Here is a 14,608-nt window from a genome sequence, read left to right as displayed (position 1 = left end):
GTGCCGGACGCCGCGGCGGCGGTCCGGCTCGCCGCGGTGATCGAGGACCGCGTCGGGTACGTCTACTCCGACCTGGTCCGGGCCGCCGGCGGGTCGCTGCGGCGCAGCGCGGCGGACGCGTTGCGCGAGGCCGCGGTGCGCGCGGCGCGCTGGCGGGGCAGCGGCGTACCCTTTCCCGGGCTCGCGGAGCGGGCCGGGGCGAAGGCCGGGACGGACGCGAGTGCCGGAGCCGGTGCCCGGCGCTGACACGGGCGCACGGGAGAAGGCGTGAAAGGGAACACGGCACGTATGGGTTTTGAACCGCCGCAGCGTCTGGTGCGAGCGCTCGGGGAGTCGTACGGGGATACGGCCGCCGGGGACTGGCTCGCGGGGCTTCCCGCACTGACCGAGCGGGCGCTGGCCGCGACCGGCCGCGCCCCGGTCGTGGAACGGGTGGCGGCCCCCGGCGGGCGCAGCAGTCTGGTTCTGCTGGTCCGGGGGGCCGACTCCACCCCGGCCGCCCTGAAGCTGGCCCCGACCGGTGCCGCGCCGGAGCTCGAACAGGCGGCGCTGGCGCACTGGAACGGCTGGGGCGCGGTGCGGCTGCTCGAACCCGCGGACGGCGGGCGGTCCGTGGCGGGCGCGCTGCTCCTGGAGCGGCTGCACCCCGAGATGTCGTTGCGGTCGCTGCCGGAGGCGAAGGCGCTCCTGGAGGCGGCCGGGACGGTGCGCCGGCTGTGGGTCGACCCGCCGGCCGGGCACGGCTTCGAGACGGTGACCGAGCGGACCGGGCGGCGGGTGGACGCCATGCGCGCCGCCGCCGCGTCCGATCCCGCGCTCGAACCGCTGGTCACCGCCGCGCTGGCGGCCCGGGACGAGCTGGTCGCCGGCTCCCCCGAGACGCTGCTGCTGCACGGCAACTTCCGGCAGAGCAAGGTGCTCGCGGGTGAGCGGGCGCCCTGGCTGACGGTCGGTCCGGAGCCGCTGGTCGGTGAGCGGGCCTACGACCTGGCGCGGCTGGTCCGGGACCGGGTGGAGGACCTGATCGCGTCGCCCGCGGGGGCGACGACGGCCCGGCGCAGGGTCAAGAAGCTCGCGGACTCGCTGGACGTGGACCAGGAGCGGCTGCACGGCTGGACGCTGTTCCGCGCCGTGGAGTCGGGTACCCGGGCGCTGGCGGCCGGGCGCCGCCAGGAGGGCGAAGTGACCCTGGAGTTCGCCGGCTGGCTGTAGACGCGCGCAGGGGCCCCGCACGGAAGTCCCGTGCGGGGCCCCTGCGCGTGCGGAGCGTCAGTCCTGCTGCTCGGAGAGGCGGGCGATGGCCTCCTCGACCGTCAGCTCCTCGCGCTCGCCGGTGCGGCGGTCCTTCAGCTCCAGGACGCCTTCGGCCGAGCGGCGGCCGGCGACCAGGATCTTCGGGACGCCGATCAGCTCGGAGTCGGTGAACTTGACGCCGGGCGAGACGCCGGCGCGGTCGTCCACCAGGACGCGCAGTCCGGCGGCGGCCAGCTTGTCGGAGACCTCCAGGGCCAGTTCGGTCTGGAGCGCCTTGCCGGCGGCGACGACGTGGACGTCGGCCGGGGCGACCTCGCGGGGCCAGCACAGGCCCTTGTCGTCGGCGGTCTGCTCGGCGAGGGCGGCCACGGCGCGGGAGACGCCGATGCCGTACGAGCCCATCGTGACGCGGACGGGCTTGCCCTGCTGGCCGAGCACGTCGAGCGCGAAGATGTCGGCGTACTTGCGGCCGAGCTGGAAGATGTGGCCGATCTCGATGGCGCGGTCGACCTGGAGGCCGGTGCCGCACTTGGGGCAGGGGTCGCCCGCCTCGACCACGACGACGTCGAGGTAGTCGTCGACCTCGAAGTCGCGGCCCGCGACGACGTTCTTCGCGTGCTTGCCGTCCTTGTTGGCGCCGGTGATCCAGGCGGTGCCGGCGGCGACGCGGGGGTCGGCGATGTAGCGGACCTTCTCCAGGCCCTGGGGGCCGACGTAGCCGCGTACGAGGTCGGGGCGGCCCACGAAGTCCTCGGCGGTGACCAGCTCGACCACGGCCGGGGCCAGGTGCTCGCCCAGCTTGCCGAGGTCCACCTCGCGGTCGCCGGGGACGCCCACGGCGACGATCTCGCCGTCGACCTTGACCAGCAGGTTCTTCAGCGTGGCGGAGGCCGGTACGCCGAGGTGGGCGGCCAGGGTCTCGATGGTCGGGGTGTCGGGGGTGTCCAGCTCCTCGACGGGGCCGGTGCCCGAGGCGTCGCCGGGGGTGGCGTTGAAGGTGACGGCCTCGGTGTTGGCCGCGTAGTCGCAGTTCGGGCAGTCCACGAAGGTGTCCTCGCCGGCGGGCGCCGGGGCCAGGAACTCCTCGGAGGCGGAGCCGCCCATGGCGCCGGAGACGGCGGAGACGATGCGGTGGTCCAGGCCGAGCCGCTCGAAGATGCGGATGTACGCGGCGCGGTGCAGCTGGTACGCCTCGGCCAGGCCCTCGTCGGTGGTGTCGAAGGAGTACGAGTCCTTCATCTGGAACTCGCGGCCGCGCAGCACGCCGGCCCGGGGGCGGGCCTCGTCGCGGTACTTGGTCTGGATCTGGTACAGGATGACCGGCAGGTCCTTGTAGGACGAGCACATGTCCTTGACGACCTGGGTGAAGATCTCCTCGTGCGTGGGGCCGAGGAGGTAGTCGGAGCCCTTGCGGTCCTGGAGCCGGAACAGCAGGTCGCCGTACTCGTCGTACCGGCCGCTCGCCTCGTAGGGCTCCTTGGGCAGCAGCGCGGGGAGCAGGACCTCCTGGCCGCCGATGGCGTCCATCTCCTCGCGGACGACGCGGGTGATGTTCTCCAGGACCTTCTTGCCGAGCGGCAGCCAGGACCAGATTCCGGCAGCGGTGCGTCGTACGTAGCCGGCTCGGACGAGGAGCTTGTGGTTGAGCGTCTCGGCGTCCGCCGGGTCGTCGCGCAGTGTCTTGATCATCAATCGGGACATGCGCTGGACCTGGGCCATGGTGAACTCCTGCTCGGAAGGGTGATGGGCCCGAGGTTAGCGGGGCGGCCCGTGCGGGCGGAAATCCATTCAGCCAGCGCGGCGCAGCGGCAGGGGCGCTCCCATGACCGCGTACGGCCTGGGGGCGCTGGGGAAGTGCACCTGGCGTGCCAGGTCCTGGTAGCCGAGGGAGCGGTAGAGGCCGCGGGCCGGGCTGTCGGTGTCGATCGCGGAGAGGATCGAGCGGGGCTGGGCGACGGCGTCGGTGATGGTGGTGATCAGGGTGCGGCCGACGCCCCGGTTCTGGAAGTCCGGGTGGACGTGGAGCTCGGTGATCACGAAGGCGTCGTCCAGCCAGTGGGCGCTGCCGGTGGCACGGAGGTAGGCCTCGACCACGGTGGACCACCAGTGGCCGCGGTCGTTGGGCATGCCGTAGACGAAGCCGACGAGCCGGTCCTCGGGTGTCAGGGCGCCGAGCGCGCGGGCGTGCGGGTGGTCGAGGTGCCGGAGCACGATGTGCCGGCGGACCTCGACCTCGCCGGCGCTCAGGCCGAACGCGAGGGCCTGGACGGCCAGTGCCTCGTCGACGCGGGCCGCGAGGTCGATCGGTCCGACCCGGACGCCGGTGGTGCGGGGGCCGCCCCCGGAATCTGCTGCCATGGGCCGACCCTACTGTCCGGGGGGGCCGGTCAGAAGAGCACGCTCATGAAGGTGCCGGTCTCCCGGAAGCCGATGCGGCGGTACGCCTTGCGCGCGGGGGTGTTGTAGTCGTTGACGTACAGGCTGACGACCGGGGCGACGTCGGCCAGTGCGTACCGCAGCACGGCGGCCATGCCGGTCTCGGAGAGGCCGCGGCCGCGGTATTCGGGGGCGACCCACACGCCCTGGATCTGGCACGCCTGCGGGGTGGTGGCGCCGATCTCCGCCTTGAAGACGACCTTGCCGTCGTCGATCCGGGCGAAGGAGCGGCCGGCGCCGATGAGTTCGGCGACGCGGGCCTGGTAGAGGAGTCCGCCGTCGCCGGCGAGCGGGGAGACGCCGACCTCCTCGGTGAACATGTCCACGCAGGCGGGCATGAGGATGTCCATCTCGTCCTTGCGGACGCGGCGGACCAGCGGGTCGGGTTCCACGTCGGCGGACGGGCTCTCGGTGACCATGAGGGGCTGGTTGGCCCGGACCTCGCGGGCGGGACCCCAGCCGGGTTCGAGGAGGCGCCACAGCTCGGCGGTGGGCTCGGCGGGCCCGACGATCGAGGAGCAGCGCCGGCCGGCCCTGCGGGCGCGGTCGGCGAAGGCGCGGACGGCTTCGGGGCCGGCGCAGATGGGGACGAGGTTGGCGCCCGAGTAGCACAGGGAGCGGAGGCGGCCGTCGGCGTACCAGCCCCACATCTCGCCGCCGAGGCGCCAGGGATCGAGTCCGGCGATCTGGACCCGGGACGTCACGAAGGCGTTGGCCACGGGCTCGCTCTCCAGGACGGCGAGCGCGGCACCGAGGTCGCTGGGTTCGAGGACCCGGGTAGTGGTGTGCGTCAACACGAGGGGGCCTCACCATGCGGTCTGCTGATTTCCGCACTGTAACCGATGCCCCTGAGCGACGCCGCCCGTGCCCGGGATCGGCTGTGCGCACCCGCCGCGGGGGCGCGCGCGGAAGCGCCCCGCCGAGAGGTTCCTCGTGGGGCGCTGCCAGGGGTTCCAGGGGGTCAGCTGATGGAGACCTCGGGCTCGCCGGAGGCGATGCCGTCCTTCTCCATCTGCTCGGCGATCTTCATGGCTTCCTCGATGAGGGTCTCCACGATCTTCGACTCGGGCACGGTCTTGATGACCTCGCCCTTGACGAAGATCTGGCCCTTGCCGTTGCCGGAGGCGACGCCGAGGTCGGCCTCGCGGGCCTCGCCGGGGCCGTTGACGACGCAGCCCATGACGGCGACGCGGAGCGGGACCTCCATGCCCTCCAAGCCGGCGCTGACCTGGTCGGCGAGCTTGTAGACGTCGACCTGGGCGCGGCCGCAGGAGGGGCAGGAGACGATCTCCAGGCGGCGCTGGCGCAGGTTCAGCGACTCCAGGATCTGGATGCCGACCTTGACCTCCTCGGCGGGCGGCGCGGAGAGCGAGACGCGGATGGTGTCGCCGATGCCCTCGCTGAGCAGGGCGCCGAAGGCGACGGCCGACTTGATGGTGCCCTGGAAGGCGGGGCCGGCCTCGGTGACGCCGAGGTGCAGCGGGTAGTCGCACTGGGCGGCGAGCTGTCGGTAGGCGTTGACCATCACGACCGGGTCGTTGTGCTTGACCGAGATCTTGATGTCGCGGAAGTCGTGCTCCTCGAAGAGCGACGCCTCCCAGAGCGCGGACTCGACCAGCGCTTCGGGGGTGGCCTTGCCGTACTTCTTCAGCAGCCGGGCGTCCAGCGAGCCCGCGTTGACGCCGATCCGGATCGGCGTGCCGGCGTCCTTCGCGGCGCGCGCGATCTCCTTGACCTTGTCGTCGAACTGCTTGATGTTGCCCGGGTTCACGCGCACCGCCGCGCAGCCGGCGTCGATGGCGGCGAAGACGTACTTCGGCTGGAAGTGGATGTCCGCGATCACCGGGATCTGCGACTTGGACGCGATGGTCTTCAGGGCGTCCGCGTCGTCCTGTGTGGGGCAGGCCACACGTACGATCTGGCAGCCGGAGGCGGTGAGTTCGGCGATCTGCTGAAGCGTCGCGCCGATGTCCGACGTACGGGTCGTCGTCATCGACTGCACCGAGACGGGGGCGTCCCCGCCGACCGCAACCGATCCGACCTGGATCTTCCGGCTGGCCCGCCGTTCGGCGAGCTTGGTCGGAACGGCGGGCATTCCGAGAGAAATCGCAGTCATGCGCTGAGCATCCCCAAGGTGTGGATCGAGGTCCCGGTATCGGCGGGCTCCGGCCTTCGAGGTTACGTCACCGGGGACGGCCGGGAGCACACCGCGTCCGGCCCCGTACGGAATGTCGGCCCGCCGGACGCACCCCGCACACCGCCGGTCACTCGCGGTGCGCCGGGCGCGTCCGGCGTGCCCGGGTCAGGTGATCTTGACCGGGTTGACCACGTCGGCGACGAGGACGAGCAGGGTGAAGCAGATGAAGACCCCGGCGACCACGTAGGCGACGGGCATCAGCTTGGCGACGTCGAACGGGCCGGGGTCGGGGCGCTTGAAGATCCGGGCCGTGTTCCGGCGCAGCGCCTCCCACAGGGCCCCCGCGATGTGGCCGCCGTCGAGCGGGAGCAGCGGCAGCATGTTGAAGAGGAACAGCGAGAGGTTGAAGCCGGCCAGCAGGAACAGCATCATCGCGATCTGGTTCTCCGCCGGGACGTCCAGCGTCATCACCTCGCCGCCGATGCGTGCTGCGCCGACGACGCCGACCGGGGAGTCCGACGCTCGCTCGCCGTCGCCGAAGGCGGCGTCCCACAGGGCGGGGATCTTGGAGGGAAGGGCGATGATCGAGTCGACGCCGTTCTCCACCATGTCGCCCATGCGGACGACCGAGTCACCGAAGGAGAGCGGGAGGATCTTCGTCTGGGCGGCGAAGCCGAGGTAGCCGGCCGTGACGAATTCGCCGGCGACCGCCTCCCCGTGCGCGTCCTTCTTGGCGACGGCGTTCTTCAGGAGGACCGCGTGCAGGTCCTTCTCCTGTCCGTCGCGCTCGACCGTGATGGTGGCGGGGCCGATGGTGTCGCGGATGCGGTCGGAGAGGGCGTCCCAGGAGTCCATCCGCTCACCGTCGAAGGCGACGATCCGGTCGCCCTTCTTCAGCCCGGCGGCCTGCGCGGGCGAGACGGCGTCGGACTTCTCGCAGGTCTCGCGCTTCGCGCTCTGCGGAATGACGCACTTCTGGACGCCGGCGACCTCGGTGGTGTTGGTCTGGAAGCCGAAGGACATGGCGACGCCGAGGAAGATCGCGACGGCCAGCACCAGGTTCATGAAGGGGCCGGCGAACATCACGATGACGCGCTTCCACGGCTTGCGGGTGTAGAAGAGGCGGTCCTCGTCGCCCGGCTGCAGCTCCTCGAAGGAGGCGGATCTGGCGTCCTCGATCATGCCGCGCCAGGGCGAGGTGGAGCGGGCCTCCAGCTTCCCGTCGGGGCCGGGCGGGAACATCCCGATCATCCGGATGTAGCCGCCGGCCGGGATGGCCTTGATGCCGTACTCCGTGTCGCCCTTCTTGCGGGACCAGATGGTGGGGCCGAAGCCGACCATGTACTGGGGGACGCGGACGCCGAAGAGCTTGGCGGTGGAGAGGTGTCCCAGCTCGTGCCAGGCGATGGAGAAGAGCAGACCGAACACGAAGACGGCGATGCCGAGAATCGTCAGCAGGATCGTCGTCATGCTCATGCGCGTGCCTCCGCAATGGCCTTGGCCGAGAGTTCCCGGGCCCGGGTCCGCGCCCAGGTCTCCGCTTCCAGTACGTCCGCGACGGTGAGAGAAGTTCCCGAGGCGGGCGTTCCGTGTTCGCCCACCACCGCGGTGACCGTGTCCATGATGCCGTTGAAGGGCAGCTTCCCGGACAGGAACGCGTCGACGCACTCCTCGTTGGCCGCGTTGAACACGGCGGGCGCGGTGCCGCCCAGCGCGCCGACGTGCCGGGCGAGGCCGACGGACGGGAAGGCTTCGGTGTCCAGCGGGAAGAACTCCCAGGTGGACGCCTTCGTCCAGTCGAAGGCGGGCGCCGCGTCGGGGACGCGCAGCGGCCAGCCGAGGCCGACCGCGATCGGGCCGCGCATGTCGGGCGGGGTGGCCTGGGCGAGCGTGGATCCGTCGGTGAACTCGACCATGGAGTGCACGTACGACTGCGGGTGGACGACGACCTCGATGCGGTCGAAGGGGATGTCGTAGAGCAGGTGCGCCTCGATGACTTCGAGGCCCTTGTTGACGAGGGTGGCCGAGTTCACGGTGATGACCGGGCCCATCGCCCAGGTCGGGTGTGCCAGGGCCTGCTCCGGGGTGACCTCGGCCAGCTCGCTCCTGGTCCGGCCGCGGAAGGGGCCGCCGGACGCGGTGACGACGAGCCGGCGCACGTCGGCGCGGGTGCCGGCGGCGAGCGCCTGGAAGAGCGCGGCGTGTTCCGAGTCGACGGGGATGATCTGCCCCGGGGCGGCCAGCGCCTTGACCAGGGGGCCGCCGACGATCAGGGACTCCTTGTTGGCGAGCGCCAGGGTGCGGCCCGCCTTCAGGGCGGCCAGGGTGGGGGCGAGGCCGATGGAGCCGGTGATCCCGTTGAGCACGGTGTGGCAGTCGCTCGCGGCCAGCTCCGTCGCCGCGTCGGGTCCGGCGAGGATCCCGGGGAGCGGCTCGCCTGCCCCGTACTCCTGGCGCAGCGCCTCGCGCAGGGCCGGTACGGCCTCGGGCGAGGCGACGCCGACCGTGCGCACCTTCAGCAGGCGGGCCTGCTCGGCGAGGAGGGCGACCCGGCCGCCGGCCGCGGACAGCGCGGTGACGCGGAAGAGGTCGGGGTTGCGCAGCACCAGGTCGATGGCCTGGGTGCCGATGGACCCGGTGGAGCCGAGGATGACGAGATCCCGGCGTCCTTCCACGGCGTCGAAGACGAGGTGCGGGTCGGCGAGAGGGGCAGGGCTGTCGGTCATGCGCCCCATTGTCGCCGCTCCCTCCGTGTGCGGGGACAGGGTGTCCCGGGTCGCCCCGTCCGTGTCCCCCGTCCCCGCGCGTCCCCGCTCAGCCCGTGGCGGCGGCGAACGCCTCGTGGAAGCGGGGGAACGTCTTGCGTACGCAGCCGGGGTCGTCGTAGGTGATGCCGGGGGTGCGCAGGCCGGCGACGGCGAACGACATGACGATGCGGTGGTCGCCGTGGGTCTCGATCTCGACGGGCGCGGGCGTGCCCGGCAGGATCTCGATCCAGTCGGGGCCCGTGGTGACGGTGATGCCCATGCGCCGCAGGTTGTCCGCGCACGCCTCCAGCCGGTCGCACTCCTTCACGCGGGTGTTGCCGACGTCCTCGATGCGGACGGGCGCCGAGGCGAAGGGGGCGATCGCGGCGAGCGTGGGCATGGTGTCGGAGATGTCGCGCATGTTGACGGTGAGGCCGCGGAGGGTGCCGGTCGAGCGGACCGTGGTGGAGTCGGCGGTCATGTGCACGTCGGCGCCCATGCGGCGCAGGACGTCGGTGAACCGCAGGTCCCCCTGGAGGGCACCCGCGCCGAGTCCGGGGACGGTGATCTCGCGGCCGGTGAGGGCGGCGGCGGCGAAGAAGTAGCTCGCGGTGGAGGCGTCGGGTTCGACGGCGTAGGTGGTGGCGCGGTAGCCGCCGGGCTCCACGGTGAAGACGGCGCCGTCTTCACCGCCCCGGGTGACCCGGGCGCCGAAGGAGCGCATCATCGCGAGGGTGATCTCGATGTAGGGCGCCGAGACGAGATCGGTGACGGTGATCCGCAGACCGGTCTCGGTGAGCGGGCCGAGCATCAGCAGGGCGGTGAGGTACTGGCTGGACTGCCCGGCGTCCAGGGTGACTTCGCCGCCCTTGATGCCTGCGGCCTCGATGCGCAGCGGGTGGTGGCCCTCGGCCTCCTCGTGGCGCAGGTCGACGCCGAGGGTGCGCAGGGCCTCGGTGAGCGGGGCCAGGGGGCGGCGGCGCATCTGCGCGGAGGCGTCGAAGCGGTAGCTGCCGCGGGCGCCGGCCGCCGCGAGGGTGGGCAGGAAGCGGGCGGTGGTGGCCCCGTCACGGCAGTAGACGTCGGCCTCGGTGGCGGCGGGCCCGGCGGGGCGGCCGGTGATGTGCCACGCCTCCGCCTCCTGCTCGACCTCGTAGCCGAGCGCGGTCAGCCCGGCCGCGAACCCCTCGGTGTCGTCGGAGCTCAGCGGGCGTACGAGCGTGCTGCGGCCGTTCGCGGCGGCGGCCAGGAAGAGGGCGCGCGCGGTGACGGACTTGGAGCCGGGGACATGGATGACGGTCACGGGCGTCCATCCTGCCGTGGACCGGGACGTGCGGCGGGGCGCGTCCAGCGACTGGACGCGCCCCGCCGGCACCGGCCCGGTGGCTCAGCGGATCGGCCGGTGGACGTTCTCCTCGGTGGAGGGGCCGGGGGCGGCGTCGGCGATCCAGGGGCCCTCGCCGCTCGGGTCGACCACGCCCTCCTCCAGCCAGCCGTACGTGCCCGACAGGACGCCCTCCACGACGCGCCGGTCGAGGTCGTCGGTGTTGGACCAGAGCCGGGTGAACAGCTCCTCGACGCGGATGCGGGCCTGGCGGCAGAAGGCGTCGGCGAGCTGGTACGCCTCGCGGCCGTGCTCGTCCGTGGCGCGCAGGTGCTCGGCGCGGACGCAGGCGGCGCTCATCGCGAAGAGTTCGGCGCCGATGTCCACGATCCGGCCGAGGAAGCCCTGTTTGGTCTCCATCCGGCCCTGCCAGCGGGACATGGCGTAGAACGTGGAGCGGGCCAGCTTGCGCGAGGCGCGTTCGACGTACCGCAGATGCGTGGCCAGGTCCGGGTGGCCCGCCGGGTTGAACTCGGCGTAGGTGGTCGGGAGCTGCCCCGGTCCCGCGACGAGCTTCGGCAGCCACTTGGCGTAGAAGCCGGCCGCGTTGGCGCCCGCCTTCGCCTTGGCGGAGAGCGGTTTGTCGGGGTCGATGATGTCGCCGGCGACCTTGAGGTGGGCGTCGACGGCCTCGCGGGCGATCAGCAGGTGCATGATCTCCGTGGAGCCCTCGAAGATCCGGTTGATCCGCATGTCGCGGAGCATCTGCTCGGCGGGCACGGCCCGTTCGCCCCGGGCGGCGAGGGACGCGGCGGTCTCGAAGCCGCGTCCGCCGCGGATCTGGACCAGTTCGTCGGCGATCAGGCAGCCCATCTCGGAGCCGTACAGCTTGGCGAGCGCCGCCTCGATGCGGATGTCGTTGCGGTCCTCGTCGGCCATCTGCGAGGCGAGGTCGACCACCGCTTCGAGGGCGAAGGTGGTCGCGGCGATGAAGGCGATCTTGGAGCCGACGGCCTCGTGCCGGGCGACGGGCCTGCCCCACTGCTCGCGGACGGCGGACCACTCGCGGGCGATCTTCAGGCACCACTTGCCGGAGCCGACGCACATCGCGGGCAGCGAGAGCCGGCCGGTGTTGAGCGTGGTGAGCGCGATCTTGAGCCCGGCACCCTCGGGTCCGATGCGGTGGGCGGCGGGCACGCGCACCTGGTGGAAGCGGGTGACGCCGTTCTCGATGCCGCGCAGGCCCATGAAGGCGTTGCGGTGCTCCACGGTGATGCCGGGGGCGTCCGCCTCGACCACGAACGCGGTGATGCCGCCCTTGCCCTCCGCCGACTTCGGTACGCGTGCCATGACGACCAGCAGGTCCGCGACGACGCCGTTGGTGGTCCACAGCTTCACCCCGTCGAGGACGTAGTCGTCCCCGTCCCGGACGGCGGTGGTGGCGAGCCGCGCCGGGTCGGAGCCCACGTCCGGCTCGGTGAGGAGGAACGCGGAGATGTCGGTACGGGCCAGCCGGGGCAGGAAGGTGTCCTTCTGCTCCTGGGTGCCGAAGGTCTTCAGCGGCTGCGGTACGCCGATCGACTGGTGGGCGGAGAGCAGCGCGCCGATCGCGGGGCTCGCGGAGCCGGCCAGGGCGAGGGCCCGGTTGTAGTAGACCTGGGTCAGGCCGAGGCCGCCGTACTTGACGTCGATCTTCATGCCGAGCGCGCCGAGTTCCTTGAGGCCGTTGACGACCTCGTCGGGGATTCTCGCCTCGCGTTCGATGAGGGCGCCGTCGACCCGGGTCTCGCAGAACTCGCGGAGCCGGGCGAGGAATTCCTCACCGCGCCGGACGTCCTCGCCGGCGGGCTGCGGGTGCGGGTGGATCAGGTCCAGGCGGAAGCGGCCGAGGAAGAGCTCCTTGGCGAAGCTGGGTTTGCGCCAGTCCTGTTCCCGGGCGTCCTCGGCGACCTGGCGCGCTTCGCGTTCGGTGACCTTGGGCGTGGGCTGTTGTGCGGATGGAGCGGACATGAGGGCTCACCTCGCCGCGTCGTCGGGTGGGTGGACCCGGCAGGCGCACGGGCGGGGGTGCCCGCCCGTGCGTACCTGTCCGGTTCTACTCGTCCGTATGTACCCGATTCCCGCCGGCCCGACCAGCCTCGGGGCGCCGATCGGGTCGGCCGCCACTCCACTGCCCGCCGCCGGGTGCGGCGTCCGCCCGCGTGGGCGTCAGAGCGCGAGGCCCGTGAGGACGAGGACGCGCTCGTAGGTGTAGTCGTCCATCGCGTAGCGGACGCCCTCGCGGCCCACGCCGGACTGCTTGGCTCCGCCGTACGGCATCTGGTCGGCGCGGTACGAGGGGACGTCGCCGATGATCACGCCGCCCACCTCCAGCGCGCGGTGGGCGCGGAAGGCGGCCTGGATGTCGTGGGTGAACACGCCCGCCTGGAGCCCGTACTGCGAGGCGTTGACGGCGGCGAACGCCTCGGCCTCGCCGGTCACCTTCTGCACGGACAGGACCGGGCCGAAGACCTCCTCGGTGGCGAGGGTGACGCCGCCGGGCAGGCCGGCGAGGACCGTCGGCGCGTACGTCGACCCGTCGCGCTTGCCGCCCGCGAGGAGCTGGGCGCCCGCCGCGACGGCCTCGTCCACCCAGGACTCGACGCGCCGGGCGGCGGCCTCGTCCACGAGCGGACCGACGTCGGTGGTGGGGTCGGACGGGTCGCCGGTGACCTGGGCCTCCACGGCGGCGACGATCCTGGGCAGCAGCCGGTCGTACACCGCGGCGTCGGCGATGACGCGCTGGACCGAGATGCAGGACTGGCCGCCCTGGTAGTTGGAGAAGGTCGCGATGCGGCCCGCGGCCCAGTCCAGGTCCTCGTCGGAGGCGTAGTCGCCGAGGACGACGGCGGCGCCGTTGCCCCCGAGCTCCAGCGTGCAGTGCTTACGGGGCACCGAGTCCATGATCGCGTAGCCGACGGGGGCCGACCCGGTGAAGGAGATCACCGGCAGCCGCTCGTCCTGGACCAGGGCCGGCATCCGGTCGTTGGGGACCGTGAGCACCGACCAGGAGCCGGCCGGGAGGTCCGTTTCCGCCAGCAGCTCGCCCAGGACCAGCGAGGAGACCGGGGTGGCCGGGGCCGGCTTCAGGATGATCGGGACGCCGACGGCGATGGCCGGGGCGACCTTGTGCGCGCTCAGGTTCAGCGGGAAGTTGAAGGGCGCGATGCCGAGGACCGTGCCGCGCGGGAAGCGCCGGGTCAGGCCGAGCCGGCCGGTGCCGCCGGCGTCGGTGTCCAGACGCTGGGCCTCGCCGCTGTTGAACCGGCGGGCCTCCTCGGAGGCGAAGCGGAAGACGGACACCGCGCGCCCGACCTCGCCGCGCGCCCACTTGATCGGCTTGCCGTTCTCGGCGGAGATCAGCTGGGCGATCTCCTCGGTGCGCTCGGCCAGCCGGCGGGCCGCGTGGTCGAGCGCGGCGGCGCGCACGTGGGCCGGGGTCGCGGCGAACTCCTCGCGCACGGCGTGCGCGGCGGCGACGGCCTCCTCGACCTGGGCCTCGGTCGGGACGGAGACCGTCGCGACGAGGCGCCCGTCCCAGGAGTTGGTGACGTCGAAGCTTTCCTCGCCGGTGGCCTGGCGGCCGGCCAGCCAGAAGGCGTGGGTGGAGGTCATGGAGTTCCGGCCCTTCGATGGCGTGGGGTGTGTCGGCCCCCACGGTAGGGCCGCCGGGACCGCCTGGCGTTTGTCCCGCGTGGAGCGGACCGCGGCCCCGATACGCCTTATTGGCCAGGCGGTGTGGTGACCTTCAGGGCCAGCCAGAGCTCCATCCGGACGTCCGGGTCGTCCAGCGAGCGCCCGAGGATCTCCTCCACCCGCCGCATCCGGTACCGCAGGGTGTGCCGGTGGACCCCCAGGTCGGCGGCGGCGGCGTCCCATTGGCCGTGGTGCGAGAGCCAGGCGCGCACGGAGGCGACGAGGTCGCCCCGGCCCTTGGCGTCGTGCTCGTACAGGGCGCGGAGCATGCCGTCCGCGAAGGCCCGCACCGCGTCGTCGGCGAGCAGCGGCAGCACGGACCCGGTGGCCAGCTCCGCGTGCTCGACCAGGGCGCGGCCCCGGCGGCGGGCCACCGAGAGGGCCTGCTCGGCCTGCTTGTACGCGGCGGACACGGCGACCGGGCCCGCCGGGGCGGACATGCCGACCACGATGTCGGTCTCCCGGGCGGTGGCCGGTTCGCGCGGGGTCTGCCCGTCCTGCGCCTCGGCGTACGCCTGGCAGGCGGTCACCGCCGCACCGCCGTCGGCGGCCAGCACCAGGAGGCGTTCGCCCTCGGGGACCATCAGCAGGGTCTCGCCGGACCGGTCGGCGGCGGTGTCCAGCGCGTCGGCCAGGAGCGCCGTGGCCGAGGGGTCCTGGCCCTCGGCGATCAGGAGCCGGAAGGGGGCGTCGAGCAGCCCGCCGTAGAGGTCCCCGGCGACGGCGCGGGCGTGGTCGGGCTGGCCGGCGAGCAGCATCCGCAGCACCGCCGCGCCGAGTCGCTGTTCGGCGCCCTGGAGGGCGCGGGAGCGGGCGGTGGTGAGGGTGAGCAGGGCGACCGCCGAGTGCACGGCGTACCGCTCGGCGGTGCCGAGGGCCGCCCCGGTGCCGACGGCGAGGGCGCCGCGGACCCGGCGTCCGGTGCCCAGGGACTGGAGCTCGACGCGGTCGTCGGTGTCGCCGACGACCATGCTG

General features: G+C 72.8%; 12 protein-coding genes. 2 read left to right on the top strand and 10 right to left on the bottom strand.

Annotation, left to right across the window (positions count from 1 at the left end; genetic code table 11):
• Together G3I41_RS07545 and G3I41_RS07540 are read left to right on the top strand one after the other, a co-directional pair.
• A partial coding sequence (locus tag G3I41_RS07545) for a DUF4439 domain-containing protein (protein WP_164399527.1) occupies positions 1–246 on the top strand: 246 nt, incomplete at its 5' end.
• A gap of 42 nt (positions 247–288) precedes the next feature.
• The gene (locus tag G3I41_RS07540; protein WP_164399526.1) at positions 289–1,212 is read left to right on the top strand and encodes an aminoglycoside phosphotransferase family protein; all 924 of its coding nucleotides are present in this window, start codon (positions 289–291) and stop codon (positions 1,210–1,212) included.
• Between the two features lie 57 nt (positions 1,213–1,269).
• Here the strand turns inward: G3I41_RS07540 and G3I41_RS07535 are convergent, their stop codons facing one another.
• The 10 genes from G3I41_RS07535 to G3I41_RS07490 form a co-directional block, all read right to left on the bottom strand.
• Positions 1,270–2,973, bottom strand: a complete 1,704-nt coding sequence (locus G3I41_RS07535) for a proline--tRNA ligase (protein WP_164399525.1) — start codon at positions 2,971–2,973, stop codon at positions 1,270–1,272.
• 69 nt (positions 2,974–3,042) lie between these two features.
• The gene (locus tag G3I41_RS07530; protein ID WP_164399524.1) at positions 3,043–3,612 is read right to left on the bottom strand and encodes a GNAT family N-acetyltransferase; all 570 of its coding nucleotides are present in this window, start codon (positions 3,610–3,612) and stop codon (positions 3,043–3,045) included.
• Between the two features lie 29 nt (positions 3,613–3,641).
• Positions 3,642–4,487 carry a GNAT family N-acetyltransferase gene (locus G3I41_RS07525; RefSeq protein ID WP_343242082.1) on the bottom strand — a complete coding sequence of 282 codons (846 nt, stop codon included), beginning with the start codon at positions 4,485–4,487 and terminating at the stop codon, positions 3,642–3,644.
• A gap of 164 nt (positions 4,488–4,651) precedes the next feature.
• Positions 4,652–5,806, bottom strand: a complete 1,155-nt coding sequence (gene ispG, locus G3I41_RS07520) for a flavodoxin-dependent (E)-4-hydroxy-3-methylbut-2-enyl-diphosphate synthase (protein WP_164399522.1) — start codon at positions 5,804–5,806, stop codon at positions 4,652–4,654.
• A 186-nt stretch (positions 5,807–5,992) separates the two neighbouring features.
• On the bottom strand, positions 5,993–7,303 hold the full coding sequence (locus tag G3I41_RS07515) for a site-2 protease family protein (protein ID WP_164399521.1): 1,311 nt from the start codon (positions 7,301–7,303) through the stop codon (positions 5,993–5,995).
• The gene (gene dxr, locus G3I41_RS07510) at positions 7,300–8,562 is read right to left on the bottom strand and encodes a 1-deoxy-D-xylulose-5-phosphate reductoisomerase (protein WP_164399520.1); all 1,263 of its coding nucleotides are present in this window, start codon (positions 8,560–8,562) and stop codon (positions 7,300–7,302) included. The genes G3I41_RS07515 and dxr overlap by 4 nt, the downstream gene beginning before the upstream one ends.
• 79 nt (positions 8,563–8,641) lie before the next feature.
• Positions 8,642–9,877 (bottom strand): 3-phosphoshikimate 1-carboxyvinyltransferase, encoded by a 1,236-nt coding sequence (gene aroA / locus G3I41_RS07505; RefSeq protein WP_164399519.1) that lies wholly within the window; start codon positions 9,875–9,877, stop codon positions 8,642–8,644.
• 84 nt (positions 9,878–9,961) lie between these two features.
• The gene (locus G3I41_RS07500) at positions 9,962–11,908 is read right to left on the bottom strand and encodes an acyl-CoA dehydrogenase family protein (protein WP_164399518.1); all 1,947 of its coding nucleotides are present in this window, start codon (positions 11,906–11,908) and stop codon (positions 9,962–9,964) included.
• 198 nt (positions 11,909–12,106) lie between these two features.
• The gene (locus G3I41_RS07495; protein ID WP_164399517.1) at positions 12,107–13,552 is read right to left on the bottom strand and encodes an aldehyde dehydrogenase family protein; all 1,446 of its coding nucleotides are present in this window, start codon (positions 13,550–13,552) and stop codon (positions 12,107–12,109) included.
• A 107-nt stretch (positions 13,553–13,659) separates the two neighbouring features.
• On the bottom strand, positions 13,660–14,608 hold a 949-nt coding region (locus G3I41_RS07490), incomplete at its 5' end, for a PucR family transcriptional regulator (protein ID WP_164399516.1).

It is taken from the genome of Streptomyces sp. SID9727, assembly GCF_010550605.1.
Lineage (GTDB): Bacteria > Actinomycetota > Actinomycetes > Streptomycetales > Streptomycetaceae > Streptomyces.
This window is presented reverse-complemented; position numbering and strand designations above follow the sequence as displayed.